Here is a 25,022-nt window from a genome sequence, read left to right as displayed (position 1 = left end):
GGCGACCTCCTACGACGGGAAGCTGCAGAGGATCACGGGGCTCTCCTTGGCGAGCTGCGAGGAGGACCCGACCCCGTAGTCGCCCTGGAGCGTGTTGAGGTGCCCGTTCACCGGCGGGCTCGACGGTGTGATGCCGGTCGCGTAGAGGTCGCCGTCCTCGACGGTCAGGATCACCTGCGGCAGCGGCAGCACGGCCGGTCCGGTCAGGTTCGACGCCCCGTTCGCCGGATTGTAGGTCGAGCCGTGGCAGGAGCAGTGGATGTAGAACGGCTGCCCGTTGAAGGTCCGCGAGCAGGTGCCCGGCGGGTAGTAGGAGATCGCCGGCGCGGGGCATCCGAGGTGCTGGCAGATCGCGCTGTAAGCGACGATCGAGCCGTTCGTCCCGACGCCGCTCGGCACCTGCCAGGCCCCCGGGTTCGTGGGCGAGGGCGCCTGTCCGTTCGCGGGCGCCAGGTTGAGCAGGAAGTTCGGCTCGTTGCGCAGCGGGTAGTTGAACAGGTAGAGATCGGCGGTGTCGACGTTGTACTCGCTCTCGACCTTCGAGACGGACAGCGGGCTCCCGTCGACGTCGAGCAGCTGCGTCTTCGGGTAGCTCGTCAGGCCGACCGTCGGCGGCTGGACGTACTGGAGCGTCCCGCCGACCAGGCCGCCGACCCCGGCCCCGACGATCCCCGCGACCGCGAGGAGCTTGAGGACGTTCCGCTTGGTCTCGTCGACGTCGTCCTCGGGGTCGATCGCCGCCAAGCGCCGGATCTGGCCCACCGGGAAGTCGAGGGCCGCCGGGCGGTCCGCGAGGTACGGGCAGGAGGCCGGGCAGTCGGAGAGGCCCATCACCGCAGGGTCCTCCCGCGCGTGTCGGGCCGCGCATCGTCGACGTCGTTCGGGTCCGGGACCGTCGCATCGCCGGGCAGCTCCGCCCGATCGCTGCCGAGGTAGACCGCCCAGGTGATCCCGATCCCCATCAGGATCACGAGGATCTCCGTGAGCGTCACGACCTGCTCGGGCGTCAGCGCGCTCACGGGCGGGCGGCCTCCTCGGGCACCTCGATGGGGACGGTCATCGACCACGTCGGGACCGGCGCCCCGCCCGTCCATGGCCCCCAGGCGGGGGCGAGGGGGGGCGCGGAGGGCCGAGGCGCGACGGTCACCGCGGCGGGAATCCCGCGGACGGAGGCGGCCGGAGCGTCGAGACCGAGGAGGGCGCCGCGGATCGAGCGGGCGCCGGCGGGTGCCACCGGTAGATCGGCCGCCTTCGAGAACTCCTCGAGCAGCTCCTGCTTCAGGCGCGCGGCCCGCCCGTACCAGCGCCCGAGCGTGCGCAGCGTCGCGCCGTTGTCCTTGCCGAACAGGAGCAGGCCGGCCGCGCCGAGGACGATGAGCCAGTCGATGTCCGAGAAGAGCGCCATCAGCTCACCCCGCGCCCGCGGCGAGCCGTGGCGGTGCCGCCGGTGGCTCCTGTCGGGCCTCCCAGCGCGCGGCGAAGTAGGCGCCACCGAGGTAGAGGCCGATCATCGGGGTCGCGATGATGAGCATCGTGATCCCGGAGTTGTCCGGCGTCACGATCATGCCGAAGACAAGCGAGCCCAGGACCGCGCCGCGCCAGTGCTTGCGCCAGGCCCCGGCCTTGACCACGCCGAGCCGCGTGAGGGCGTAGATGAAGACCGGCAGCTCGAAGACCACGCCGAAGGCGAGCGAGTAGAGCAGGGCGAACGTCACGAAGTCCTGGACGCCGAGGACCGGCGCGAGGCCCATCGCCGCGACGTAGCGGAAGAGCAGTCGGAAAGTGAACGGCGTGAGGAAGACGATCCCCGCGGCCGTACCGATCGCGAAGAGCGCCGTCGCCGGGATCCCGATCTGCCGGAGGAGGAGGCGCTCGTTGCGACGCAGCGCGGGCACCAGGAACGCCGCGACCTCGTGGACGATCCACGGCATCCCGAGGATCAGCGCGACGAGCAGCCCGATCTCCATCTGCACGAGGATCGAGTCGCCGACACCGACGTTGAGCAGCTCGACGTTGGACGGTAGCATCCACTGCCGCATCGCGATGAACAGTTGCGCGGTGACGTTGTAGAAGGGGTTCGGCCAGGGGTAGGCGAGGGGCAGGCGGACCCCGAGGACCCGCACCGAGACAGGGATGAGCTCGAAGAACAGCAGGAACCCGAACAGGCCGGCCAGCACGACCCCGATCCGGATCGCGCGACGCCGGACCTCGCCGAGCACCGAGAGGATCCGATCGAGCTCGCCCATCAGTCACCCGGCCGCCTCCCCCCGGCCCCCGGGGCCCGGCGCCGACACGGGGGCTCGATCGCACCGGGGATTCGACTCCTCGAGCATGCCGCGCGGGAGCGTTCGCGCCTAGCGGCCCGGCCCGGAGGCGGCGGGCGCGGCCGCGCCGGCCTGTTCCGCCTTCAGCTCGCGCTCGACCTCGATCCGGCCCTTCTTGAACTCGCCCACCGAGCGCCCCAGGCTGTGGGCCAGTTGCGGGATCTTGCTCGAGCCGTAGAACAGGATCCCCGCCACCACCGCGATGATCAGCCAATCGTCGAGAGAATCGAACATCGGCGCCTCGCCGCTGCGAGCGGCCCCTCGGCCGATATGGCGTTCGTACGGGACGACCGGACTCGTACCGAAAGTCCCTACGGCCGGTAGATAAACCGGCCTCAGGCCGCCTCGACCATCACGGTCTCAGTGCCCGAGGAGACCGCGCGATCGATCGCGATCTCGGCGAGGACGCCGAGGCACGTCGCGCCCCGGCCGAGCAGGACCGAGGCCGAGCGCAGGCCGGACGTGCGAGCCCGGCCGGCGCGACGGTCGGCCGCGGCGCGCACCTCGGCGCCGACGCGGTCCGTCGCATGGTACACCTCGCAGGCGTGGTCGAGCGAGGGCCGCATCAGCGCTTCGACGACCGCCTTGAGCTGGATCTTGAGTTCGGGAAGGCCGAGCGCGAGGGCGTCGAGGCCGGCGGCGGAGCGCTTCGGCGCCTCGTCGCTCAGCGTACGCAGGCTCGCGCTGAAGAGCTGGGCGAGCTCCTCGAGGGAGTGCACGACCACGCGCCACTCGAGCAGCTGGCGCGGATCGGGGCTGCCGATGCGGCGGGCGAGCGACCAGTCGCGGCTCGCGAGGAAGAGCTGGCGCACGAGGAGCGCCAGGACCTTCGTGCTCTCCTCCTCGAGCGTCGAGATGCGGCGGCTGCGCTGGCGGCGGGCGATGACCTCCTCGGCCTCTTCCAGGAAGGCGACGAGGATCATCTTCATGCGCTGGACGAGCTGCGGCAGCCCGTACTTCGACGGGTCGATGAAGTTCTGGAGCACCACGCGGGTCGGCTCCTGCGCGACGACCGAGACGCCGAGCAGGCCCCGCGCCGCGGCGAGGAGTTCCTCCACCCGGTCGGGCGCGAGCGGCAGGTCCGTGCGGATCTCGATCGAGTCGTGCCCGACACGGTAGGCGCCCACGACCAGGCGCTCGAGGACGCCGGGCGTGTCGAAGGACCGGGCCGAGACGAGGAACGGCGCGCCCGAGCTCGCCGCCCCGGGGACGGGCGCCGGCTTGAGGTAGAGCGTCCCGTCGTCGTTCTGGTCGAAGACGACGAGGTCGCCCGGTCGCAGGTTCATCGCCTCGGCCCACGGTTTCGGCAGCGTGACCGCGATCGACGAGTGGCCCGCCTTCAGCACGCGGCGCTCCCGGTTGGGCTGTCCCCATGCCATCTCGGTCTCCCCGAACCTACTACGAGGTCCGTAGGTTATGCGACTGCCGAGATTTGAGGGTTGCGGTGGCGCGTCAGCCGGGAGGCTCGTGGGCGCCGGTCGGCGACTCCGGCTCGGACGGCGACTCCGGCTCCGGGTAGCCGAGGCGCTCCGGCGGCATCTCGTAGGTCGCGCCCCGGCGGCGGCCGACGACGAAGCCGAGCACGAGCGCGATCACGACGAGCCCGACGATGACCCCGACGATGATGAACACCGCGGCACCGGGGTTGGTGCTCGCGGCCGAGACGGTGAGGTTCCCGGGCAGGTTCATCCCGAACGCGATGAAGCCGTACATGCCGTTCTGGAAGTGGCCGGGTTCGGTGCAGACGAACTCGTACCACCCGGGGGCCGAGGGCGACGTGAAGGTCGTGATGTTCTGCCCGCCGTTCGCGCTCGCGTTCGCCCCGACGAGCGCGGGAGGAAGGTGGCCGAACGCGAGCGCCTCGAGCTGGCCGGAGGAGTAGGACGGCGGGATCACCCAGCCCTGCTTGCCGATGATCCAGAACGTGTGGTCGAGCGAGTCCGAGTCGGTGAACGTCAGCGTGATCGTCGCGTTCGTCGGAAGGCCCTGGACCGCGTTGGGCGTGAACGAGAAGCCCGAGACGGCCGTGACCGAGACCGCGTCGCTCGCGTCGGTGCGCACGGCGGTCGCCGCGCGCGCGGGCGCGCTGTCCACGAGTGCGATCGCGGCACCGCCCACGAGGAGCACCGCGAGCGCGAGAGCGACCGCCGCGCGCTCGGGACCTCGCAGGCTCATCGCTCCACCGTCGACCGAAACGGGCGGAGGACGGAGCCCGCCCTCTAAAGCCCCTCCGTACGTACAGGGCGCGGACCCCGGTCGGTGGAGGGGCCGGTGCCCGGTTCGTACGCGGGCGATATGTAGCTTCGCTCCCCGGTGCGACGCGTGAGCGAACGCGATCCCCGTAGTGGGGGATCGGCCGTCGCAGCCGCCGTGCCGGTCGCGCTGCTCCTGGGCCCGATCGCCGCCGCCGAATCGAACCTGGAACTCACCAACCCGCTGCTCTGGGTGATGATCGGCATCAGCGTGGCGGGGGCGATCGTGACCTTCGCCTACCTCGTCTACGCCGTCTGGAAGTTCCGCGATCCGGGCATGAGGAACCGCCGGTATGGTTAACAAGCTCGAGGTCGCCTGGACCCTCGCGGTGGTCGCACTCCTCGCCGGGGTGGCGGCCTACTCGACGATCCTCCTCTACCAGCTCGACGCGCTCCCGAGCGACCCGACGGAGTACGTCACGGTGATCGGCCACCAGTGGTGGTGGGAGTTCTGCTACGCCAACGCCTCGAAGGCCGGCTGCTTCAACACGACGTACGACGCGAGCACGAACACGGTGAGCGGCGGCGCTTTATGGGCCGCTCCGGGCGCGGAGGTCCAGATCAACGTCACCGGCGCGGACGTGATCCACTCGTTCAATATCCCGCAGCTCGGCGTTCGCATCGACGCGATCCCCGGCCGCACGAACATGTTCGCCTTCTCGGTGCCCGACGTCGCCGCGGGGACGCACTACCTGATCCAGTGCACGGAGTTTTGCGGCGAGTTCCACGGAACGATGCGCTCGTTCCTCGTCGTGACCTAGGACGCCCGACGTCCCGGGCCCCGATCGCCTCACTCGTGCCGGTCGTGACCACCGCCCGTGGCGGGGAAGCGACCGGCGAACGAGGCGACGGCCGTGACGACGATGCCGATGCCGAGCAGGGCGCCGGAGCCGATGAGCACCCAGGTCTCCACGATCGCGGTCGACGGGGGAGTCGGGGGCGGCGGTACCGTCACGCCCACGTAGAGCAGCCCGGTCATGCCGTTCGCGAAGTGGCCGCTGATCGTGCAGATGTACTGGTAGACGCCGGGGGCGTGGACGGTGAAGTTCCCCCAGACGGTGCTGCCCGGCCCGCTCGGGACCGGCGCGCTCACGAGCGGCGGGTTCGAGGCGAACGTGCTCGAGAAGTTCCCCGGCGAGAGCGTGTAGTTCGACAGCGGCGAGACCGTGAAGGTGTGGCCGAGCTGGCCCGTGTTGGTCACCAGGACGTCGAGCACCGCCGGGTAGTGGGTCGGCGTGGCGGAGAGGACCGCCGGGACGAACTGGTAGCTGTCGGTCGTGTTCTCCGAGAGCTGGATGCCCGGGCCGGTGGCCGAGACGTTGAGGAACCCCCACATCCCGGCCTGGAACTGGAACGGCACGACCGATACGAACTCGAACGAGTCGCCGCCGACCGAGCCGTTGAACGATACGTTCGCCCACGCGAGGCCGTGGGGCGCGACGGTGACGTTGGCGAGCGAGCCGTTCGCGTTGAAGAACGCGTCGAGCTCGGTCGGCGTCCAGGAGGTGTTCAGGATCACGTTCGGCACCTTGGAGAGCGTGAACGTGTGGTCGTAGGCGCCGGCGTTCGACAGCTCGATGGAGATCGTGGCGCTCGCGTTCGCGCTCAGCGCGTCCGGCACGAAGCGCGGGCGGTCCGTGAGGACGACGAGCGCCGAGGAGTTCCGCGCGGCGGGGTGACCGAACCCCACCGAGGGGGCGAACGGCAGTGGACCGATCGCGGCGACCGACGGGAGCCCGACGGTCGCCAGCAGGAGGCCGGCCACGAACCAGGGCATCGCGCGCCGAGCGGGCCCGGAGAGTCGGCGCGCCCGCGGCTCCGTCACGGTCTCCCCTGACGGCGGTGCGACCTTGGCGCCGTTGATATGAGTGTTGTACGAATCCCGAGCCGGAGCGGGCGCCACTATCGGCCGGCCGCGCCGGAGAGCCCGGTCGGCGCCTCGGAGGCCGGCCCGTCGGCCCGCGTCACCGCCCGCCGCAGGTCCGGGCGCGCCCCCTCCTCGGGGGAGATGGCCCGGCGGACCCAGGCAGGCGAGGGCGGTCCCAGGTAGAAGCGCCGCACGAGGTAGGCGATCTCGACGCCCATCACGACGGCCATCACGCTGCCGAAGGCGAGCACGGCCGCGACCGTGCCGCCGGTCGCGACGAGGGCGAGCCCCGTGAGGGCGGTCGCCAGGAACGCGGCCGCGAGGCCGAGCAGGAGGCCGGCCTCCTCCGCGCGCACGGCGCGGCGCTGGGTGATCGCCCGCACGATCACGGCGAAGGCGCCGGCCATCAGCACGGTCATCGCGATCCCGCCGACGATGGGAAACGCCGTCACCCACGGTCCGATCACCGCGGCGAGCGTGAGGGTGACGAGCGCACCGCGTTCGATCGGATCGAGCGGCGCCCAGAGCAACAACGCGACCATGATCGCCGCCATCGACCAGAAGAACCAGATGGACGAGAGACCCAGCGCGAAGGTCGGCGCGAGGGCCGAGGCACCGTTCGCGTCCCCGACGACGAACAGCAGGCCCATCAGCACCTCCGAGCCGGTGGTGACGAGGCCGAGGCTGACCGGCCAGGCCCAGTCGTCGACCGTGACCCGGCGGTCGCGGAAGATCACGAGGCCGATGAACCAGATCCCGGCCGGCGCCATCATCATGAAGTTGAAGGCGAGCAGGACCCAGGTCCAGGCGCTCGTCCCGTCCGGGTTGAGGAACACGAAGACGAGGGCGAGCAGCAGCACGCTGCCGCCACCGAGGACCGCGAGCGCGAGCAGCATCTGCGTGACGAGCGGCGAGCGGCCGTCGCGCGGCAGCACCTGGCCGAGGACGAAGATCGTGATCGCGATCATCGCGAGCGCGACGACGGCGAAGGGCACGAGCGAGGCGTTGACCCCGAGGGGCGGGAGGGGGAACGGCATTCGCGACCGGGGCCAAGAGCCCCGCCGCCGCTCTTATCGCATCGGTAAGGACCGACCGGCGCCCGCCCTCACGGGGCGGAGGGGGCGTCGTGCGCGGCGCCCGCCTCGAAGCGCCGGATCAACTGGGTCGTCACCTCGATGAGGGGGTGGTGGGCCGATCGGTCGATCTCGATGTCGTCGATCGTGCGCAGGTGGTGCTCGCGGGCCAGGCGCTCGAAGCCGGTCTCGACCCGTCCGAACGCCTCGGGCTGGTCGCAGGTCAGGATGAACGCCTGGAGCTGCGGGAGGCCCATCTCGCGGGCCGCGAGGGCACGGTGATGTCCGTCCACGAGGATCCAGGCGTCGCCCTTCTGCACGACGAGCACGGGCTCGGCGAACCCGCGCTCGAGCTCGTAGCGACGGCCCTCGAGCTCGTCCTCGAAGACCTTCCACTGCGTCGGCGTGAGCCGCTCGAGGGTCACGCGGCCGCGGTGGAAGGAGAACGGCAGACCGTAGCGCTCGCTCAACAGGTGCTTGAGGGTATCGGCCTTGGCCGGCGACGCCCGCTCGAAGTGCGAGCGCACGATGTCGAGATTCGAGAGGATCCCGCACAACCGGTCGTCGACGTCGATGATGGGGAGGTCGCGCAGGCCGAAGCGGAACATGATGCGGGCCGCGTCGTCGAGACCGGTCTCGGGGCGGGCCGTGTACGTGCCCGGCCGGAGGATGCCGCTCAGCGGCTGCGCGCGCTCGGTGGCGTGCCGGAGGAGCTCCTTCGCACTCACGAAGCCCACGAGCTTGCCCGCGGCGTCGGTGACGGGCAGGCCGTGGTGCCGGCTCTTCGAGAGTCGGTCGATCGCCTCCCCGATCGTCGCCGTGTCCCGCAGGTGCTCGACCTCGAGCACCATGTAGTCCCGGACGAGGACGATCATCGGGACGAGGTCGGCCCCTCGTCGCGCAGGTAGGCGGTCAACAGGTGGAGGAGGCTCACGTGGACGTCCTCGACGTGCTGCATGCTGTCCGACGGGACCACCACCGGCACTTCGACCAGGTCCTTCAGCTTCCCGCCGCCGATGCCGGTCAGCCCGATCGTGCGCAGGCCGAGCTCGCTAGCGACCGCCACCGCGGCGAGGACGTTCGGGGAATTGCCGCTGCCCGAGATCGCGATCGCGACATCGCCCGCGCTCCCCAGGGCCCGCAGCTGCTCGGAGAAGATCGAGGCGTAGTCCCGGTCGTTCGCCCAGGCGGTCACGCTCGGGATGTTGTCGGTGAGCGCGAGCGACCGGATCGCGGGGGCGTCGCCACGGCGCGCGACCTTGGCGAGATCCGTCACGAAGTGCGAGGCGGTCGAGGCGCTCCCCCCGTTGCCGAAGAGGAAGACGTGCCGGCCGCGGGCGCGGGCCTCGAGCACGATGGGCACGATGCGCCGCATCGCGGCGATCACGTAGTCGTCGCGCAGGGCCTCCCGCGCCTCGGCCAGGTAGCTCCGGGCGTAGGCGTCGAGTCCGGGGAGATCGCTCATCGATGGACGCCCAGGATCCGCGAGCCCTCCGGCGTGATCCGCACGGGGAGGCGCGGCATCGGAGAGAGGGCGGCCGCTATTTCACGGCTGCGTTCGGGCGGGTGGACGAGCAGGAGAAAGCCGCCGCCGCCCGCGCCGGTGACCTTGCCGCCGAAGGCGCCGGCCGCCTTCGCCCGCGCGAAGTGCGCGTCGATCTCGGGGTTCGAGATCGACGCGGAGAGCCCCCGCTTCAGCTGCCAGCCCTCGTCGAGCAGGCGTCCCAGCTCCGCCCAGTCGGCTCGCAGGACCGCGGCGCGCGTCGGGCCGACGAGCGCGCGCAGGCGCACGAGCGCCTCCTCGTTCGCGGCGGTACGGGCCTCCTGGTCCTTCAGGATTCCCGCCGCCCGCCGCGTGATGCCGGTATAGTAGAGCGAGAGGTGGTCGCTGAGCGCCTCGCGGTCGGCCGTCGACAGGGGCAGGGGCGTCGCGCCGACGGAGTCGTCCGGCCGGAACTCGAAGTGCTGGATCCCACCGAACGCGGCGATGTACTGGTCCTGCTTGCCCAGCGTCCCACCCAGGATGTCGATCTCGATCCGGCAGGCCTCGCTCGCGAGCTCGGAGGGGTCCTTGAGGCGGCCCATGAAGGCGTGGAGCGCGTGGAGGAGGCCGACCGTCACGCTGGAGGACGAGCCGAGACCGGTGCCCTCGCCCGGAATGTCGGCGACCGTGTGGATCTCGACGGCCTCCGAGACGCCGGCGATCCGCATCGCCTCGCGCACGAGCTCGTGCTGAAGGTCCTCGCGCCGCTCGACGTTCTCCGTTCGCGAGTAGGCGACCCGGATCGAACGGTCGAACTTCTCGTTCACGAGGACGTGGATGTAGCGATCGATCGCCGCGCCAACGACCGCGCCGCCACCGTAGGCCCGGTAGAACGACGGGAGATCGGTCCCGCCCCCCATGAAGCTGATCCGCAGCGGCGTGCGGGTGATGATCACGCGCGATGGAGCGCCCGGGCGCGCTCTTAGGAGTTGCGCTCGGTGTCCCGGGCGCTGGCGGCGCTCGGGGTGCCGGGGGGGCGGCTCGCGGTCCGGGACCAGCGCGCCCGCCGGCCGTAGAAGCGGTGCGTCGTCTCGGCCAGGTTCTCGATCGGCTCGAGGCCGGGCAGGTGGGCGGCGAACGCCGCCGCGCGACGGTCGAGGATGATGGCGATCCCGCGGTCGTGCTCCGAGCGGATCATCCGCCCGCACGCCTGCAGGATCATCCGCGTCGCCGGCGCCTCGACCGTGTACTCCCAGCCCTTGCCCGTGGTCAGGTCGAGGTAGCGGCGCAGGGCCTCGCGCTTGGCCGTCGGCCGCGGATACGGGATCCCGACGAGCACGACCGCCTCGAGCTCCTCGTTGGGGTAGTCGATCCCCTCGGCGAGCCGGCCGCCGGCGACGCCGATCAGCACGGTCCCCTCCGGGTCCTTCTTCCAGCCCTCGATCGAGCGCCAGAGGTCGCCCATCGGCAGCTTCGCGTACTCGATGAAGACGTTCCCGGGGAGCTGCGACTGCAGCCCGGCCTCGAGCACCCGCTGCATCAGCTCGAAGCTCGGGAAGAACACGGCCGTCTTCACGGGCAGCGACTGCAGCACCTCGACCAGGCGGTCGGCGATCCGTCCGACCGCCCGCGGGTCGGCGTGGAGCTCCTCGAAGCGGGTCGTGATCGACCGGTCGTAGAGCAACCGCCGGTGCTCGGCCGGGAAGTGGGAGGGCACGTCGACGAGGCGGGCCCCCGCGCCGAGGCCGAGGGAGTCGCGGTACTCCTCGAGCGGGACGAGGGTGCCGGACATGTGGACGGACAGGTGGCAGTCGAGGATCGGACGGGCGGGCGCGGAGGCGTCGAGGGCGTAGGCCTCGAGCGCGGGGCGCGGGCGGCGGGTCACGACCTTGACGTACCCGGGTGGCTCGAGCTGCGGCCAGGACAGCAGCGTCAGGGCGACCGTGTGGACCCAGGAGCGCGGGAGGTGGCGCTCGCGTCGTCGCTCCTCGCGCAGGTTCTCGCCCCAGGTCGCCAGCGCGCCGAGCCAGGTGTCGAGCCGGTGGCTGGTGCCGCCGAGCGCGGTCAACAGGGCCTCCTCGAACACCGCGGGCGGCAGCACGGCATCGTCGTCCCGCGCGAGCGCCTGGACGAGCTCCTCCACGGCGGCCCCGACGATGTCGAAGAACCGCGTGGCGCTCGGCCCGTCCGGCAGCTGGAAGTCCCCGCGCTCGTCGACCTCCGCCCGGGCCCGGCGGACCGATTCCTGGGGGAGGGCGACCGTCGAGAGCTCGCGCAGGTGGTTCGGCAGGTTGTGGGCCTCGTCGATCACCAGATCGACCCGCTCGGGGCCGACGCCCAGCCAGGAGAACAGCGAGCGGCGGATGTGAGGGTGGAAGAAGAAGGCGTACGGGGCGGTCACGAGCCGGGCGTGCGGGACGAGCTTCTTCGAGAGCTCGTACGGGCACAGGTTCTCTTCCCGGCAGAACCCCTCGAACTCGGTCGGGTTCGGCAGCCGGGCGCTGAACCGCTCGACGAGGCTCTCGAGCTCGGTCTGGAGGACGCGGGCGTAGTACGGGCACCCGTCGAGGTCGGTGAGGTCGATCTCGCCGCCCTCGGGCAGCTCGGGTGGGGGGGCGAGCGGCGCCTCCCCCTGCATCGCGCGCTCGGTCGCCCGCTTGCGGTCCGCGCACAGCTTGCCGTGCTCCTCCGCGGTGGCGCCCTTGACCTCGGCAACGTTCTCGAGCAGGAAGCAGCGACCCGCGCGCCCCTGCAGGCCGATGGCGAGGAACGGCCGATCGAGCCGGTGCGCGATCGTCCGGGCCTCGTGCAGTACCTGGACCTCCTGGGAGTGGGTCCGCACGAGGTAGACGATCCGATGGCCGGCGCGCTCGGCATGTTCCAGCAGCGGCGCGAGGGTTGCGACGGTCTTGCCGCTGCCCGTGGGCGCGTTGAGCAGCAACGGTCCGCCGCGCTCGGCCAGCGCGATCACCTCGCGCAGGACGGCCTCCTGACCCGGTCGCACCCGGTACGGGAACAGGGCGGGGGGCTCCGGGGCGGTGCTCGCCGACGGCGTCGTGGTCGCTCCGTCCCGAGGACCCTGGGACCGGGGCTTTAAGATGCGGGTCGACGCGAACGCGGCCGGGGTCGGCCCGATGGCCCGGTCGGCCCTAGCCGTAGCGGTAGCGGACGCCGTACGGACCGCGCGGCAGGTTCCAGGTCACGGAGCCCTGGTCGCAGGCGATCGCGCAGGCGCCGCACTCGACGCAGTCCTCGTAGCGGAAGACCAGGCGACCGTCGATCCGCTGGTAGCACTGGGCCGGACAGACGAACGTACAGAACGAATGCGGGCACTTCGCGCAGATCGCCGGCGTGGTCGTGATGTGCGCGTGTTCCGGGGAGTCCGTGGAAAAGCGCAGCGTGCCGAGGCGGCGCTTGATCTCGACAAACGTCACCGCGGCGGGCGCCGCGTCGGCGCTCACCGCACGCCCCCGCCGGCACCGGAGGGGGGGGCCAGCAGGGCCAGGTCGGCGCGGACGGCCGCCACGCTCGCGGCGAACGCCTCGCGCTCGACGGGCGTGAGGTCGACCTCCACGATCCGCTCGATCCCCGCTCGCCCGAGCACGACGGGCACGCCGATGTAGACGTCACGCTCGCCGAACTCCCCGTCGAGGTGCGCGGCGACCGGGACGAGACGGTGGGCGTCGGTCGCCATCGCCTCGACCAGTTCGGCCTGCGCGGCCGTCGGCGCGTAGAACGCGCTCCCCATCTTCAGCAGGTTCACGATCTCGCCGCCGCCCTGCTTGGTCCGCTCGACGATCGACGCGAGCCGGTCGGGGGGCAGCAGGCGCGCGAGCGGCACGCCGCTCACGCTCGTGAGGGAGAGGATCGGCACCATCGTGTCGCCGTGGGTGCCGAGGACGAATCCCGTGACGTCGCGCGGCGCGACCCCCAGCGCTTCGGCGACGAAGGTGCGGAAGCGGGCCGTGTCGAGCGTGCCCGACTCGCCGAAGACCCTCGCCGGCGGCAGTCCGCTCACCTGCCGGAAGAAGTAGGTCATCACGTCGACCGGGTTCGTGACGACGATGACGACCGCCCGGGGGGCTCGGTCCCGTACGGCCTCGGCATGCCCTCGTACGATCGCCGCGTTCTTCTCCAGGAGGTCCGAGCGACTCATACCGGGCTTGCGCGCGAGCCCGGCGGTCTCGATGACCACCTCGGCCCCGCCGACGACCTCGAGCGACGTCGAGCCCGAGACCCGGGTCGAGAATCCGACGATCGGCGCGGACTCCTGGATGTCGAGCGCCTTGCCCTGCGGGAGCCCGTCGATGATGTCGACCAGCACGACCTCGCGGGCGACGTCCCGCTCGGCGAGGCGCTGCGCGAGCGACCCGCCGATGTTCCCCGCACCGAGCACAACGACCTTCGACAGGTAGCTCATCCGACCCCTCCCGCGTCGGCCCACGGTCCCGTCGGTTTAAACGTCAGCGACGGGGCTCGGCGCGGGGCGTGGCGCCTCGGGCGAAACCTTGATTCTCGCACGGGCCGGTGCGGAGGCCGCGATGGTCGACGTCGATTCCACCCTGCTCAGCGTGCAGGAGCGGGACAACTGGCGTCGCCGGATGGACGTGCTCGAACGCTCGCTCGCGGAGGTGCGGGAGCACCGTCGGCGGATCGAGGCGCGCCTGCGGCGCGTCCGCCGCGATCTCGTGCGCCTGAGCGAGGCCGTGCAGGCGACGCTTCCCTCCGTTCGGGCGAACGCATCGCTGGAGATGATGAGTGCCGCATCGAGTTACGCACTCCGCAATCGATAGGCACGAGACGCTCCGCGCCACCGAGCGCGATCTTCTCGCCGAGCTCGGGCGCCTGCGTCGCGAGGAGGAGTACCTCGAGCTGAAGGTCCGGCAGGCGCGCGAACAGGTCCGATACTACGAACGGCTGCTCATCCTCCTGCGCCGGGACTGGGGTCAGGATCCGGCGCTCGCGAACCTCGTCCGCCGCTTCCCGTAGGCCGGGGCGCCGCCGTGAAGGTCGTCGTCTTCGGCGCCGGGGCGATCGGCTCGCTCCTCGGCGCCCGCCTCGCGGTGGTCGGCCACGACGTCTGTCTGATCGGTCGCGCGCCCCTCGTGCGGGTGGTCCGAGCCCACGGTCTCCGCGTGGCCGGGGTACGGCCGGGGCGCGTCGAGGTCCGGGCCGCCACGGCCCTCAGCGCGCCGACGGACGCCGAGGCGATCCTGCTCTCCGTGAAGACGTTCGACCTCGACGGTGCCATCGCGTCGATCGGGGCTGCCGTTCCGCTCCCCCAGCCCACCCTCCTGCCGCAGAACGGACTCGGCGTCCTCGAGCACGTCACGCCGCGCTTCGAGCGGGCGGGCTGGGCTGCAGCGCCGGCGGTCCTCGTGCGCGCGGTCAACTCGATCCCGGCGCACTGGCAGGCGATCGGAGTGGTCCAGCAGCCCGGCGAAGGCGAGATCGTGCTCTCCGAGACCGAGCGCGCCGGCGCCGCCGGGCCCTCGACGCAGCGCTGGGCCGAGCTACTCGCGAGCGGAGGGATCCCGGTCCGTCGCGTCCCGGACCTCGCGCGCGAGCTCTGGCGCAAGGCGCTCGTCAACGCGGCGATCAACCCGGTGAGCGCGCTCGCCCGCGTCCCGAACGGCCGGCTCCGGGACGCGCCGTTCCGGGCGAGGGCCTGGGCGCTCCTGCGAGAGGCGCAACGGGCCGCCGCGGCCGCCGGCGTGCCGATCCCCGACGCGGAGGCCGATCGGGCCCTCGAGCGGATCCTACAGGCCACAGCGGCCAATCGCTCGAGCATGCTGCAGGACGTGGAGCGGGGTCGACCGACCGAGATCGACGCGATCTCGGGGGAGATCCTGCGGATCGCCGAGGCTCGCGGTATCGATCTCCCCGCCACGCGCGCCGTCGTCGCGGAGCTGGCCGCAGCGCGACGGCCCGGCGCCGGGCGACAACCGTCTTAGCGAAGGGGACCGTAGCGCGGCCGATGGCCGGCAAGCGTGGGATCGGTTCGGCCGCGGTCCGGGGCCGGCGCGTCCTCGTCCGCGTCGACTTCAACGTGCCCCTCGACCCCGCCGGCCAGGTCGCGGACGACCGGCGGATCCGCGAGGCCCTGCCGACGCTCAACCACCTGCGATCCTCGGGCGCGCGGACGATCCTCCTCGCGCACCTCGGGCGGCCGGAGGGGCGGCACGACCCCCGCTTCTCCCTCAAGCCGGTCGCGCGCCGTCTCAGCTCGATCCTGGGGCAACCCGTCCCGCTCGCGGAGGACATCGTCGGGGTCCGGGCGCTCGAGCTCAGCACCCGCGTCGAGAACGGTCAGTTCCTCCTGCTCGAGAACCTGCGCTTCCATCCCGGCGAGGAGGCGAACGATCCCGCGTTCGCCGCCCAGCTCGCGCGCCTCGGCGAGCTGTTCGTCGAGGATGCCTTCGGCGTCGTCCACCGGGCCCACGCCTCCACGGTGGGGGTGCCCCAGCGCCTTCCCTCCGTCGCCGGTCTGCTCGTCGAGCGGGAGATCCGCGAGCTCTCGCGCCTCATGGGGCGACCCGAGACCCCGTACGTCGTGGTCCTCGGGGGCGCGAAGGTCGCGGACAAGCTCCCGCTGCTCACCAGCTTCTGCGGCAAGGCGACCTCGCTCCTGGTGGGCGGTGCGCTCGCCTTCCCGTTCCTGCGGGCGCGCGGCGTGCCCCTCGGCGCCTCCCCGGTCGAGACCGACCTGCTGGCCGCCGTCGAGGAGCTCGGGCATGCGGCGAGCGCCGCCGGCACCGAGATCGTCCTGCCGAGCGATCTCGTGGTCGAACGGGCAGACGGATCGGGCGTCGAGGTCCATCCGGTCGAGGCGATCCCGTCGGACGGCCGCGCCCTCGACATCGGGCCCGCGACGCGCGCGCGCTTTCGCGAGGTGCTCAGCACCTCCAAGACCGTCTTCTGGAACGGGCCGCTCGGGCGGGCCGAGGACCCGCGCTTCGCCGCCGGCACCCGCGAGGTCCTCGGGGCGCTCGGCGCGATCCCGGGCTACCACGTGGCCGCCGGAGGGGATTCCGCCCACGTCGCGGAGGACCTCGGCGTCCTCAACGGCTTCCAGTTCGTGTCGACGGGGGGCGGCGCCGCGCTCGAGTTCGTCCAGGGCCTCGAGCTGCCGGGGCTCGCGGTGCTGCCCGACGCCTAGTCGGCGCCGAGCGGGCGACGGCTCGGTCGAGGGTCGCGGAGAGGTACGCGAGGTAACCTGCGGTGGCCCTCGGGACGTCGATCTCGACGATCTCCGGGACCTCGTACGGATGCCCCTCCTCGAGGAACCGGAAGAGCGCGCCGACCCGCTTGGGGACCGTCTTGAAGACGACGAGCGCCTCGGTTTCGGAGAGCACCCGCCCCTTCCACCAGTAGCGCGAGTCGATGGGCACGACGCTCCCGCACGCCGCGAGACGTCGCTCGAGCACGCCGCCGATGGCGGAGAGCGCGCGGTCCCGTCCCGGGTACGTGGTGAGGACGAGGCGCATCGGGCCGCGCGCCCACTCCGGGTCGGCGGGGTACGGGCTCATCCGGCCACCCTGGCGAGGACCGGGTCCCCGTGGGAGAAGTCGAGCGAGACGAGTTCGAGGGTCGACAGGTCGACGACCGCCGCGTGGGCCGGCACGGGGGAGATGTTGCGCATGCGCTGGTACTCGGTCTCGGCCTGCCAGGTCGAGGCGTTGAGGAGGAGGACGCCCCGGTAGCGGTCCACGCCGTAGGTGTGCGCGTGGCCCGTCACGAGGATGTCGGGGGCCGGGTCGATGACGAGCCCGTCACGCGGCAGCGGCGCGAGGGGGGTCCGGTCGCCGTAGATCGGCGCGAGATGCCGCATCGCGAGCATCCGCTTCATCACCTCGGTGGGACGCGCGTAGGAGCTGCCGGGCAGCGCGGGGATCAAATCGTCGAAGCTGCGACCGTGGTAGGCCTCGACCACGACCCCGTCGAGGGCGAAGGTCGACGGGTTGGCGAGCGAGCGGACGTTCTCGGGGAGCGAGGCGCGCAGGCTCGCCGGTAGCGCGGGCTGGGGCTCGGCCGGGCAGACCGCGTCGTGGTTGCCCGGGACAACGACGATCGTCAGGCGCTCGGGCAGCTCGCGCAGGCGGCGACCGAGCTCGGCGTACTGCTCGACGACGTCCGCGATCGCGAGGTCGCGCTCCTGCTGCGGGTAGACGCCGATCCCGTCCACGAGGTCGCCGGCGATCACGACGTGGTCGATCGAACCGGCGAGCTCGGCGCGCGGACCCCGACCTCGAAGGAACTCGGCGAGGTGAGCCCAGCACTCGTCGAGGAACGAACGGCTGCCGATGTGCAGGTCGGAGAGGAAGACCGCCCGCCGGGGCCGCGCGGCCCGGCCGACCGGGCGCTGGGCGGGCACCTCTGGCCGCTCGACGGCGACGACCCGCGGGATGCGGCCGGGCTCCCGGGCGAACTCTAGACGCACGCCCACGATCTCGTCGGGGAGGTAGGTCAGGCGGGCCCCCGGCGACTCCTTGGGCACCAGCGCGGTGATCGAGCCGGTCTCGTCATCGAGCGTGACGATGAGATGGTGCTGGCGGGCCGTCGTGCGGACCTCGCGCACGATCCCGATGATCGAGGCGCTGCCCTCGGCCGGCCGCAGGTCGCGGATCGCACGAAGGTTGCTGAGCTCGGGTCGACCCCGCAACAGACGCGCGATCGCGCGGTAGCGGGAATGGAAGAGCGCCGCGTACGCCGCGAGCGGGTCGGTCGCGACGGGCGGCCCGGTGAACCCCTCCCGCAGGAGCGCGAACGGCACCGGCGCCAGCGCGTCCTCCCGCCGGGCCATCGCCCGTAGCTCCGCCGGGGCGGCGCGCGCGGGCGGATGCCGCAGCGCGAGCGCGGCCTCGACCATCTCCCGGGTCACGAACGGCGATGCGTCGCGCCGGGCCGCGAGGAGCTCGTGCGAGAGCACAAGGGGCTGGCGGTCCGAGAGGAGCAACTGCAGCGCGCTCGCCTCCACGACCGCGTGGTGCGCCTCGAAGTACGCGACCAGGTGTTCGCGCAGGTCGTTGGCCACCGGATCCCCCGACGTCGTCGGGCCCCATGGGACCGGCCCGGCCCGCGACGTCCCTGGGCGCTGCCGAGGCCGGAGCGCTTATTTCAAGGCTTGCGCGCGCGGGCGCGACCGCGCGCGCAAACGGCTCAGCGGTACGATTCCTTCGCGTACGACGCACCCTTCGGATACTTCTCCTTCAGGTGGGCGACGAACGTCTCGGGCGTCTTCTCCAGGTGGGCCGCGTACCAGTGGACGACGACGTCGCGCAGCACCTGGTGGAGCTGCTTGAGGTCGACCTCCTCCTCGGCCGCGTCGTAGAGCACCGCCTGGCTCATCATCCGCATCCAGCCCGAGTAGCGGTGGTAGCTCTCACCGTCGCACCACTCGAAGATCGATCGCAGGTGCGTCCGTCCCTCGGGCGTCCGATAGTACCACGCCCGCAGGGTGAAGCCGACCCAGCCGCTGGCGCGGTCCGCGACCTCGATCGTCTTGACGGCGCCGAAGTCGAAGTTGTCCTTGAAGCTCCAGGTCGTCGGGTACTCGACGAACGTCGCGAAGAGGGTCTGCGAGGGGTCGATCGTGAGGTGGACACCGATCTCCTCGAACTGGTTGTGGACCTCCCACAGGTCCTGGAGCAGCCGCTGGTTCAGCTTGGCCCGTCGGCTAGTGTCCTCGCCGGCGTTCTTGAGGTCGGAGGCCTGCTGGGTCCGGGCGAGATCGCTCTTGAGGGCCGAGACGAAATCGTCCTCGGGCTTGGTGACGGCCACGGGCACATCCGGGTCCGGGTCCGGCGCGGCGCGACGCGAGCGACGGGGCATTGAACTGCGCTCCGAGGCGGCCTATCCGGGCCCGCTATAAAGAGTGTCTCTCGCAGCCGCGCGAATTTCACCGCCGGTGGACCGGACGCGGCCGTCGCGCTCCGGCGCGCGGGCCCGGCGTCGTTCGCGCCGACCTCCGCCCTTAAATACCCACCGCGGCTAAACACGGGCGGAAGGACAATCCCGGAGACGGACCGAGGCTCGCCCCGGACGTCGCAGAGAGATCCCGGACTCACGACTCATGCTCCGCCCCTTCGTCTGTCGTAGGCTCCGCGCATCGGCTCGCGTCGCTCGGCGCTGCTAGGTCCGCTCCCGGACGGCCCCCCGCGACCGCGGGAGGTGGTCCTCTCCGGAGCAAGGAAAACCATGACCAACGACCCCAGTGCCGCCAAGTACCAAATTCGCGCCCGTATCGCCGCCGAGGGCGTCATCGACAAGCCCGACGTCGTGGGCGCCGTCTTCGGCCAGACCGAGGGTCTGCTCGGGGACGAACTCGACCTGCGCGACCTCCAGAAGTCCGGCCGCATCGGTCGCATCGAGGTCGAGATCGACAGCCGCAAGGGCAAGAGCGAGGGGGAGATCATCATACCGTCCTCGCTCGACCAGGTGGAGACCGCGATCCTCGCCTCCGGTCTCGAGACCGTCGACCGGATCGGCCCGTGCCGGGCGAAGATCGAGATCGTCAGCGTCGAGGACATCCGCATCTCCAAGCGCCAGAAGGTCGTCGAGCGCGCGAAGGAGATCCTCGGTCGGCTTCAGGAAGAGTCGAAGGGCGTGGGCGTCGACCTCACCGAGGCCGTCCGCAAGGCGGTCCAGGTCGACGAGATCACCACCTACGGGCCGGAGCACCTGCCCGCCGGCCCCAACGTCGACCAGGCCGACGCGCTGATCGTCGTCGAGGGGCGCTCGGACGTGCTGAACCTGTTGCGCTGCGGGATCAAGAACGTCATCGCGGTCGAGGGCACGAGCGTGCCGCAGACCGTGAAGGACCTCTCCCGCGGCAAGACCGTGACCGCGTTCACCGACGGTGACCGAGCCGGCGAGCTGATCCTGCGCGAGATGCTCCAGACGATGGACGTCGACTTCGTCGCGCGCGCCCCGCGCGGCAGCGAGGTCGAGGAGCTCACGCAGAAGCAGCTGTTGAAGTGCCTGCGCAACAAGATCCCGATCAACCAGTACCTCGAGATGAGCGGCTTCGAATCGACCGGGGCCACGCGCGAGCCGCGCGAGGAGCGCGGCGAGGGCGGAGGTCGCGAGCGGCGCGAGGAGCGCAACGGCGGGGGATCGCGCCGGGACGAGCGGGAGCGCCTTCCGCCCCCGCCGATGCGGGCACCCCCTCCGCCCCCTCCCGTCCCCGCGGCGCCGCTGCCGCCCGACCTCGAGCGTTACTTCGAGTTGCTGAACGGCATCGAGAACGCCTCCCGCGCGCTCTTCGTCGGGGAGGACGACGCCGTGGTCGGAGAGGCCCCGATCAAGGAGATGTACGAGGCGCTCGCCGCGCTCTCGACCCCGGCCAAGGCCCTGGTCTTCGACGGGATCGTGAGCCAGCGCCTCGTGGACGTGGCCCAGGAGAAGGGGATCGGCACCGTCGTCGCGAGCCGCCTCGGGCCCGTGGGCAAGATCCCGGAGCAGGTCCGAGTCTTCACCAAGGCGGACCTCGGCGGTCCCGCCGGCCCGCGCTGAGATCCCCCGTCCCTCCGGCCGCGGGACGCGAGGGTCCCGCGGCCAACCTTTTACCCCGCGCTCGGCCTTCTAGACACCGACCGTGACCGCCACCGAGACGGAGAGCCCCCGGCGATCGCCCGTGGCGGTCGAGGAGATCGAGACGACCGCCCAGATCCCGATCCCGACCGATCCGCTCGAGCGGGTTATCGGCCAGGAGAAGGCGGTCGAGATCGCCCGGATCGCCGCCTACCAGCGACGGCACCTCCTCCTCGTCGGCCCGCCGGGCATCGGCAAGTCGATGACGGCGCAAGCGCTCGCGCTCCACCTCGACCGGCCCCGGACCGAGCTTCGGGTCGTCCACAACCCGGAGAACCCCGAGCGGCCGAGCATCGAGGTCGTGGCACGCGAGGAGGTGTACCGCGAACGGGAGGCCGCGCGATCGGTCGAAGGCGAGCTGATCCTCCCGACGGAGGCCCCTGCCTCGGTGGCCGAGCGCCTGGGCTACCGCTGCCCACGCTGCAGCTTCTACTCGTTGCCGACCGAGCGCTACTGCCCCAGCTGCAACAACCTGAAGCAGGTCGTTCCCGGCATTTCCGGCAGCGGCAATCCCTTCCGGGACCTGGTGGGTGGGATCCTCGAGCTCACGGCGAGCCCGGGGGGCAACCCGCAGGAGACGGTCCGGACGACGCGCCTCAGGAACGGTGTGGAGGAGGTCGTGGCCTACGAACGCGCCGGTGACCGGATCAAGGTGCTCGACCAGCGGGCGCTCGAACGCCGGCGCACGCTGCAGCACGAGAGCCCGCGCAAGGTCCTCGTCAAGCTCGACCGCAACACGTTCGTGATGGCGACCGGTGCGAGCGAGACCGAGCTCCTCGGCGACGTCCGCCACGACCCCTACGGTGGACATCCGCAGCTCGGCACCCTGCCCTACGAGCGCGTGATCGCCGGCGCGGTCCACGAGGCGCACGACGGCGTGCTGTTCCTCGACGAGCTGCCGCACCTCGGCTACCTGCAGCGCCACATCCTGACCGCGATGCAGGAGAAGCGCTTCCCGATCACCGGCCGCAACCCGCAGTCCGGCGGCGCCGCGGTCCGTGTGGACGGCGTCCCGTGCGACTTCATCCTGGTGGCGGCCGCGAACATCCAGGACCTGCACCGGATCCTCTCGCCGCTGCGTTCGCGCATCGCGGGGAGCGGCTACGAGGTGCTGCTCGAGACCTCGATGCCCGATTCGGAGACGAACCGGATGCGACTCGCCCAGTTCTGCGCGCAGGAGATCGCGGTCGACGGCCGCATCCGGCCCGCCACCCGCGACGCCGTGCTCGAGCTGATCCGCGAGGCCCGCCGGCGCGCCGAATCGCTCGATGGGCGGCGCAACGCGCTCACGCTGCGCCTCCGAGAACTCGGCGGCCTCATTCGCACCGCCGGCGACCTCGCGGCCGTCGCGGGCAGCGAGTTCATCGAGGCGTCCCACCTGCGCGAGGCGCTCCAGCGCGCGCGCTCGATCGAGGAGCAGATCCGGGAGGCGTACGGCTCGCTCCAGGGCGGGCTGCGCCAGGAGACGACCGAGGCGCAGCGCCAGTCGATGGGCTACTACAACTGGAACGACCACCCCGACCCGGGACAGTTTCCGGGCGGGTACGGCTGAGCCGGCGCCGACACGCATAAGAGCCGAGCGTCGGTGCGCCGCCGCAGGGCGCGTAGTCTAGCGGTTATGACGTCACCCTGACACGGTGAAGGTCGCCAGTTCGAATCTGGCCGCGCCCATTGAGCCCCGGCGCCGGTGCGATAGAGCCTTCGAGGCGATCTCGAACTGCTCCGCGAGCTGGAGCCCGGTGATGTCCCTGCACGGCTGCCGCCCCGTGACCCGCTCGCCGGCTCGTGGGTGGATCCGGCCTCGAGCCCTTCCTGCTTGGGCATGCCGGGGTCCATGGTGGGTTGTGATCGCGCCGTCGAGCGTTGGGGCCGCAGGACCGGCTCATCCCGGTCGGCTGTTCCCGAGCGAGACAGGCTGTGAGCCGGCCTCGCGCCGGTCCATGACTTCGGCCGCCTGCCGCGAAGGTCCCCACTCGGGGGTTTCACCCTGACTCGAGGGTGGTCGCACCGCCGAGGGGAAGCTGACTCGTGGTGGAGCCGACAGAGAATTCGTCGCCCGAGACAGTCCACGTCGCTGGCACAACTAGGACAATGGTCTCGTTGTTCGCGATCGGTAGGACGGGGTAACTCCACATCGGACCCGACGGCGTCTCGCCGAACGTTCCCTCCCAACTCCCGTCCGGAGACAACAGCACAGCATACCATCCCGAGCTGTTCGCGGCACATCCGTAAACGGAGGAGACCCAGACTTCGCAATCGGGGGAGGCCATGGACATAGGCATTCCTTCGCTGTTGTTGAGGTACACGCGTGTCATCCAGCTCGTGATCCCCCGGGCGTTGTACGCAGGACCTGAGAGAGGAGAAGGCGGCAGGTATCGAAGCTGAAATTCTCGAGAGATCCAGGCACTCTTTCCGGACACCGACACGCTGGAGTTGGCGAAGTCCATCTGAATGCCGATGGCCGTCCAGTTGTCGTTCGTAGGCGTGCAGCCAAGCGAGTAGTTCCACGTGTTGCCAGAGTCGTCCGGCGAGTCGGTGCTCCCGTAAATCGCGAGGCCCCGAGCTACCCCGGCGCCGCCGACGGTCCCGCAGGTGAAGAAGTTCACTTGATTCGCCGAGGATTGGCCGGAGCCAAATTGGTCGGCTCCAAAAATGTACATCTCCGCGACCGGGCGCGCGAGCCACGCAACGTAGCTCTTCGCCACAACGTTCCAAGCATCGCTCGCCATGACGGGAGTGTCCCCGGGGAATCCATCGACCGGCCAGAATTGCATCCAGCGCCAAGGTTCGTAGCCGAGGCCCGAATCTACAGCGCACGGGCTCGACATGGAGATGGGGGGATAGACCTCGAGAGCCCCGCGGATATCGGTCGCGACGGCGAGCTGCTGCGTGACATTCGAGAAGTACACGATTTGCCAGAACGGCGCTGTCCCAGAATTGTAAGTGCCGAGGAACAAGGGCAGCGTTCCATTCCAAATGGTCAGTCCATGGAATGCGGCCTGACAACTGGCGAGGGTCCCATCGTATTCGTCCCATCCCCAAGAGCTGGGATTGACTGGGATCGGGCTGGCCACCCCGTAGATTTGGGATGGGAACCAGGGAGAACCGGGCAGCGACTCCAGCGAAGTGTTGAGATTGGCTAGTGCCTGATACAGTGTCGGACCGTCGTCGACCACCTCGTTACCGGCGGTTACAGGGCCGCGAAAGACGATGAGTGATGCGACGCTCCCAGCGCTAACGACAGCGAACGCAACGATGACCGCAACGAGTCGATTTCTGCTCATTCGGGGCCACGGAACTCATTAGGGGACTTGTGGGCTTATCAGCAATTCAGGCCGGGACCGGGCAGGAATAGACTCCTCCGGACTCTTCGGGAGCGTACTCCCAGATACCTATGGCATCGGCCGTCGATCCCGCGGATGAGCTAAACCCACCCACGCCGTAGACCACGTAACAGGCGGGGACAGTCTCGCTGTCACCGTAGACTTCCCAGCTCAGAGTATCGGCCACCGTGCTGCTACTGGTCTGAGACCAGTCCAGCGACAGAAGCGTCGTCGCGACGCTGACGCCGTAGAGATCGACGCCCACATCCAGATTGAATGCCTTGACTTGGGAGCTACTCGTCGTCGAACTTACGGTGACGCTTCCGCCGATCGGGGCTGAGCTGAACACCATTCTCCCCTGATTCTCGCTACCCGCTCCACCCCAGCCGTACAACAGATACTCACTGGCATTTCCAGGGACGATCGTGTCACTGCTCGGATAGATCGAGGGCTCGTTCACAGGCAAGGCATAGGGTTGGTAGTAGTTCAGAGAGATGATACTCCACTCGCGACTGAATGCATCGAAAATCAAGGAGCCGGACTCCCAGAATTGTTGCGTGACGACCAGATTGTGGCCCGGGGCGTAGAAGGTGGTGCTGGTTGCCACTGTCGTGTTTGCACTGCTGCATTGCTGGACAAAGACGAGCAGGTAGCAAAAGCTGGAAGTGGTAGTGTACGAGGTTCCGCTCTCATAGCTGATAGTGTTGTTTGGGTATCCTCCGGCTGCGTTCACGTTACTGAAATCCACAATCTGAACGATCGACGGGGTAACCTCGGTCGCGGTTAGAATCGGATCGATTACCTGAGGGGACCAGATCGCGACCGTCTCGTTCCACACGCCTGTCCAATCCGTATGGCTAGGACACACGCCTCCCCAACAGGCGTTCGCCTGATTGACCACTTGGACCTCGTAGTATTGCCGATCTGTGTTGCAGATATTTCCAGTATCAGGCGGCTCGTCATAGACGTTCACGTTGAACGAGTATGCACCACCCGTGCTTGTGATGCTGTAGTTCCACCAGTACTGGGGTAGATCCTGCCATTGGTAGCCGAGCTCCGCCTGCGCTGGGATCCAGCCCGTGCAGTGCAGGATCACCAGCATCCCGGC

General features: G+C 70.4%; 28 protein-coding genes and 1 tRNA gene. 9 read left to right on the top strand and 20 right to left on the bottom strand.

Features of this window, described 5'->3' with window-relative positions:
- Positions 1-9: 9 nt before the first annotated feature.
- From VEL82_07830 to VEL82_07800, 7 genes are all read right to left on the bottom strand, one after another.
- A complete protein-coding gene (locus tag VEL82_07830; GenBank protein HXW67764.1) occupies positions 10-831 on the bottom strand; it encodes a Rieske 2Fe-2S domain-containing protein in 822 nt (273 codons plus the stop codon).
- Positions 831-1,019 carry a hypothetical protein gene (locus VEL82_07825; GenBank protein ID HXW67763.1) on the bottom strand — a complete coding sequence of 63 codons (189 nt, stop codon included), beginning with the start codon at positions 1,017-1,019 and terminating at the stop codon, positions 831-833. The genes VEL82_07830 and VEL82_07825 overlap by 1 nt, the downstream gene beginning before the upstream one ends.
- Positions 1,016-1,405 (bottom strand): hypothetical protein, encoded by a 390-nt coding sequence (locus VEL82_07820; GenBank protein ID HXW67762.1) that lies wholly within the window; start codon positions 1,403-1,405, stop codon positions 1,016-1,018. The genes VEL82_07825 and VEL82_07820 overlap by 4 nt, the downstream gene beginning before the upstream one ends.
- A 4-nt stretch (positions 1,406-1,409) precedes the next feature.
- Positions 1,410-2,246 carry a twin-arginine translocase subunit TatC gene (locus VEL82_07815; protein HXW67761.1) on the bottom strand — a complete coding sequence of 279 codons (837 nt, stop codon included), beginning with the start codon at positions 2,244-2,246 and terminating at the stop codon, positions 1,410-1,412.
- A 108-nt stretch (positions 2,247-2,354) separates the two neighbouring features.
- Positions 2,355-2,558: a twin-arginine translocase TatA/TatE family subunit gene (locus VEL82_07810; protein ID HXW67760.1), complete on the bottom strand. Its 204-nt coding sequence runs from the start codon at positions 2,556-2,558 to the stop codon at positions 2,355-2,357.
- Between the two features lie 101 nt (positions 2,559-2,659).
- On the bottom strand, positions 2,660-3,703 hold the full coding sequence (locus VEL82_07805; GenBank protein ID HXW67759.1) for an AbrB/MazE/SpoVT family DNA-binding domain-containing protein: 1,044 nt from the start codon (positions 3,701-3,703) through the stop codon (positions 2,660-2,662).
- Positions 3,704-3,776: 73 nt separating this feature from the next.
- Positions 3,777-4,499, bottom strand: coding sequence for a sulfocyanin-like copper-binding protein (locus tag VEL82_07800; GenBank protein ID HXW67758.1), 723 nt, complete (start codon positions 4,497-4,499; stop codon positions 3,777-3,779).
- A 147-nt stretch (positions 4,500-4,646) separates the two neighbouring features.
- Between VEL82_07800 and VEL82_07795 the strand changes: the two genes are divergently transcribed.
- Positions 4,647-4,877, top strand: a complete 231-nt coding sequence (locus tag VEL82_07795) for a hypothetical protein (protein ID HXW67757.1) — start codon at positions 4,647-4,649, stop codon at positions 4,875-4,877.
- Positions 4,870-5,337 carry a cytochrome c oxidase subunit II gene (locus VEL82_07790; protein ID HXW67756.1) on the top strand — a complete coding sequence of 156 codons (468 nt, stop codon included), beginning with the start codon at positions 4,870-4,872 and terminating at the stop codon, positions 5,335-5,337. The genes VEL82_07795 and VEL82_07790 overlap by 8 nt, the downstream gene beginning before the upstream one ends.
- A gap of 29 nt (positions 5,338-5,366) precedes the next feature.
- Here VEL82_07790 and VEL82_07785 read toward each other — a convergent pair whose 3' ends face one another.
- From VEL82_07785 to mdh, 8 genes are all read right to left on the bottom strand, one after another.
- On the bottom strand, positions 5,367-6,353 hold the full coding sequence (locus VEL82_07785) for a hypothetical protein (protein HXW67755.1): 987 nt from the start codon (positions 6,351-6,353) through the stop codon (positions 5,367-5,369).
- A 125-nt stretch (positions 6,354-6,478) separates the two neighbouring features.
- The gene (locus VEL82_07780; protein HXW67754.1) at positions 6,479-7,480 is read right to left on the bottom strand and encodes a hypothetical protein; all 1,002 of its coding nucleotides are present in this window, start codon (positions 7,478-7,480) and stop codon (positions 6,479-6,481) included.
- 68 nt (positions 7,481-7,548) lie between these two features.
- A complete protein-coding gene (locus VEL82_07775) occupies positions 7,549-8,391 on the bottom strand; it encodes a CBS domain-containing protein (protein ID HXW67753.1) in 843 nt (280 codons plus the stop codon).
- Positions 8,388-8,981, bottom strand: a complete 594-nt coding sequence (locus VEL82_07770; protein ID HXW67752.1) for an SIS domain-containing protein — start codon at positions 8,979-8,981, stop codon at positions 8,388-8,390. Before VEL82_07770 ends, VEL82_07775 begins: the two co-directional genes overlap by 4 nt.
- Positions 8,978-9,955 (bottom strand): GHMP kinase, encoded by a 978-nt coding sequence (locus VEL82_07765; GenBank protein ID HXW67751.1) that lies wholly within the window; start codon positions 9,953-9,955, stop codon positions 8,978-8,980. Before VEL82_07765 ends, VEL82_07770 begins: the two co-directional genes overlap by 4 nt.
- A gap of 26 nt (positions 9,956-9,981) precedes the next feature.
- Complete coding sequence (locus VEL82_07760; protein HXW67750.1) at positions 9,982-12,003, bottom strand: ATP-dependent DNA helicase; 2,022 nt, start codon at positions 12,001-12,003, stop codon at positions 9,982-9,984.
- Between the two features lie 145 nt (positions 12,004-12,148).
- Positions 12,149-12,460, bottom strand: a complete 312-nt coding sequence (locus VEL82_07755; protein ID HXW67749.1) for a 4Fe-4S dicluster domain-containing protein — start codon at positions 12,458-12,460, stop codon at positions 12,149-12,151.
- Positions 12,457-13,419 carry a malate dehydrogenase gene (gene mdh / locus VEL82_07750; protein HXW67748.1) on the bottom strand — a complete coding sequence of 321 codons (963 nt, stop codon included), beginning with the start codon at positions 13,417-13,419 and terminating at the stop codon, positions 12,457-12,459. The genes VEL82_07755 and mdh overlap by 4 nt, the downstream gene beginning before the upstream one ends.
- Positions 13,420-13,540: 121 nt before the next feature.
- Between mdh and VEL82_07745 the strand changes: the two genes are divergently transcribed.
- The 4 genes from VEL82_07745 to VEL82_07730 are packed head-to-tail and all read left to right on the top strand — an operon-like array spanning position 13,541 to position 16,158.
- Positions 13,541-13,792 (top strand): hypothetical protein, encoded by a 252-nt coding sequence (locus VEL82_07745; GenBank protein HXW67747.1) that lies wholly within the window; start codon positions 13,541-13,543, stop codon positions 13,790-13,792.
- Positions 13,758-13,988: a hypothetical protein gene (locus VEL82_07740; GenBank protein HXW67746.1), complete on the top strand. Its 231-nt coding sequence runs from the start codon at positions 13,758-13,760 to the stop codon at positions 13,986-13,988. Before VEL82_07745 ends, VEL82_07740 begins: the two co-directional genes overlap by 35 nt.
- A gap of 14 nt (positions 13,989-14,002) precedes the next feature.
- A complete protein-coding gene (locus VEL82_07735) occupies positions 14,003-14,953 on the top strand; it encodes a ketopantoate reductase family protein (GenBank protein ID HXW67745.1) in 951 nt (316 codons plus the stop codon).
- 23 nt (positions 14,954-14,976) lie between these two features.
- Positions 14,977-16,158, top strand: coding sequence for a phosphoglycerate kinase (locus VEL82_07730; protein ID HXW67744.1), 1,182 nt, complete (start codon positions 14,977-14,979; stop codon positions 16,156-16,158).
- Here VEL82_07730 and cutA read toward each other — a convergent pair.
- The 3 genes from cutA to VEL82_07715 form a co-directional block, all read right to left on the bottom strand.
- Entirely contained in the window at positions 16,061-16,528 is a 468-nt protein-coding gene (gene cutA / locus VEL82_07725; GenBank protein ID HXW67743.1) for a divalent-cation tolerance protein CutA, read from the bottom strand. The two genes, VEL82_07730 and cutA, sit on opposite strands and share 98 nt — an antisense overlap.
- Entirely contained in the window at positions 16,525-18,033 is a 1,509-nt protein-coding gene (locus VEL82_07720; GenBank protein HXW67742.1) for a metallophosphoesterase, read from the bottom strand. Before VEL82_07720 ends, cutA begins: the two co-directional genes overlap by 4 nt.
- A 125-nt stretch (positions 18,034-18,158) precedes the next feature.
- Positions 18,159-18,830 carry a hypothetical protein gene (locus VEL82_07715; protein ID HXW67741.1) on the bottom strand — a complete coding sequence of 224 codons (672 nt, stop codon included), beginning with the start codon at positions 18,828-18,830 and terminating at the stop codon, positions 18,159-18,161.
- Between the two features lie 366 nt (positions 18,831-19,196).
- On the opposite strand from VEL82_07715, the gene dnaG reads away from it, so the two are divergent.
- The 3 genes from dnaG to VEL82_07700 all read left to right on the top strand — a co-directional run bounded on the left by dnaG (position 19,197) and on the right by VEL82_07700 (position 22,262).
- Positions 19,197-20,513 (top strand): DNA primase DnaG, encoded by a 1,317-nt coding sequence (dnaG, locus tag VEL82_07710; GenBank protein ID HXW67740.1) that lies wholly within the window; start codon positions 19,197-19,199, stop codon positions 20,511-20,513.
- Between the two features lie 82 nt (positions 20,514-20,595).
- Positions 20,596-22,143, top strand: coding sequence for an ATP-binding protein (locus VEL82_07705; protein HXW67739.1), 1,548 nt, complete (start codon positions 20,596-20,598; stop codon positions 22,141-22,143).
- Positions 22,144-22,189: 46 nt separating this feature from the next.
- Positions 22,190-22,262: transfer RNA gene (locus VEL82_07700), tRNA-Val, on the top strand.
- A gap of 311 nt (positions 22,263-22,573) precedes the next feature.
- Here the strand turns inward: VEL82_07700 and VEL82_07695 are convergent.
- The gene (locus VEL82_07695; GenBank protein HXW67738.1) at positions 22,574-23,767 is read right to left on the bottom strand and encodes a hypothetical protein; all 1,194 of its coding nucleotides are present in this window, start codon (positions 23,765-23,767) and stop codon (positions 22,574-22,576) included.
- 154 nt (positions 23,768-23,921) lie between these two features.
- Positions 23,922-25,022: hypothetical protein (locus tag VEL82_07690; protein HXW67737.1), on the bottom strand; the 1,101-nt coding region annotated here is incomplete at its 5' end.

The sequence above is a fragment of the Thermoplasmata archaeon genome (assembly GCA_035622275.1).
GTDB lineage: Archaea > Thermoplasmatota > Thermoplasmata > Lutacidiplasmatales > UBA184 > Lutacidiplasma.
Note: the sequence above shows the minus strand (reverse complement) of the source record. Positions and strands in the feature narration are given on the sequence as shown.

Bases quoted from the DNA above. Each gene is read 5' to 3' on its own strand.
- VEL82_07830 (HXW67764.1), bottom strand. From the start codon at position 831: ATGGGCCTCTCCGACTGCCCGGCCTCCTGCCCGTACCTCGCGGACCGC.
- VEL82_07820 (HXW67762.1), bottom strand. From the start codon at position 1,405: ATGGCGCTCTTCTCGGACATCGACTGGCTCATCGTCCTCGGCGCGGCC.
- VEL82_07815 (HXW67761.1), bottom strand. From the start codon at position 2,246: ATGGGCGAGCTCGATCGGATCCTCTCGGTGCTCGGCGAGGTCCGGCGT.
- VEL82_07810 (HXW67760.1), bottom strand. From the start codon at position 2,558: ATGTTCGATTCTCTCGACGATTGGCTGATCATCGCGGTGGTGGCGGGG.
- VEL82_07805 (HXW67759.1), bottom strand. From the start codon at position 3,703: ATGGCATGGGGACAGCCCAACCGGGAGCGCCGCGTGCTGAAGGCGGGC.
- VEL82_07800 (HXW67758.1), bottom strand. From the start codon at position 4,499: ATGAGCCTGCGAGGTCCCGAGCGCGCGGCGGTCGCTCTCGCGCTCGCG.
- VEL82_07790 (HXW67756.1), top strand. From the start codon at position 4,870: ATGGTTAACAAGCTCGAGGTCGCCTGGACCCTCGCGGTGGTCGCACTC.
- VEL82_07785 (HXW67755.1), bottom strand. From the start codon at position 6,353: ATGCCCTGGTTCGTGGCCGGCCTCCTGCTGGCGACCGTCGGGCTCCCG.
- VEL82_07780 (HXW67754.1), bottom strand. From the start codon at position 7,480: ATGCCGTTCCCCCTCCCGCCCCTCGGGGTCAACGCCTCGCTCGTGCCC.
- VEL82_07775 (HXW67753.1), bottom strand. From the start codon at position 8,391: ATGATCGTCCTCGTCCGGGACTACATGGTGCTCGAGGTCGAGCACCTG.
- VEL82_07770 (HXW67752.1), bottom strand. From the start codon at position 8,981: ATGAGCGATCTCCCCGGACTCGACGCCTACGCCCGGAGCTACCTGGCC.
- mdh (HXW67748.1), bottom strand. From the start codon at position 13,419: ATGAGCTACCTGTCGAAGGTCGTTGTGCTCGGTGCGGGGAACATCGGC.
- VEL82_07745 (HXW67747.1), top strand. From the start codon at position 13,541: ATGGTCGACGTCGATTCCACCCTGCTCAGCGTGCAGGAGCGGGACAAC.
- VEL82_07730 (HXW67744.1), top strand. From the start codon at position 14,977: ATGGCCGGCAAGCGTGGGATCGGTTCGGCCGCGGTCCGGGGCCGGCGC.
- cutA (HXW67743.1), bottom strand. From the start codon at position 16,528: ATGAGCCCGTACCCCGCCGACCCGGAGTGGGCGCGCGGCCCGATGCGC.
- VEL82_07715 (HXW67741.1), bottom strand. From the start codon at position 18,830: ATGCCCCGTCGCTCGCGTCGCGCCGCGCCGGACCCGGACCCGGATGTG.
- dnaG (HXW67740.1), top strand. From the start codon at position 19,197: ATGACCAACGACCCCAGTGCCGCCAAGTACCAAATTCGCGCCCGTATC.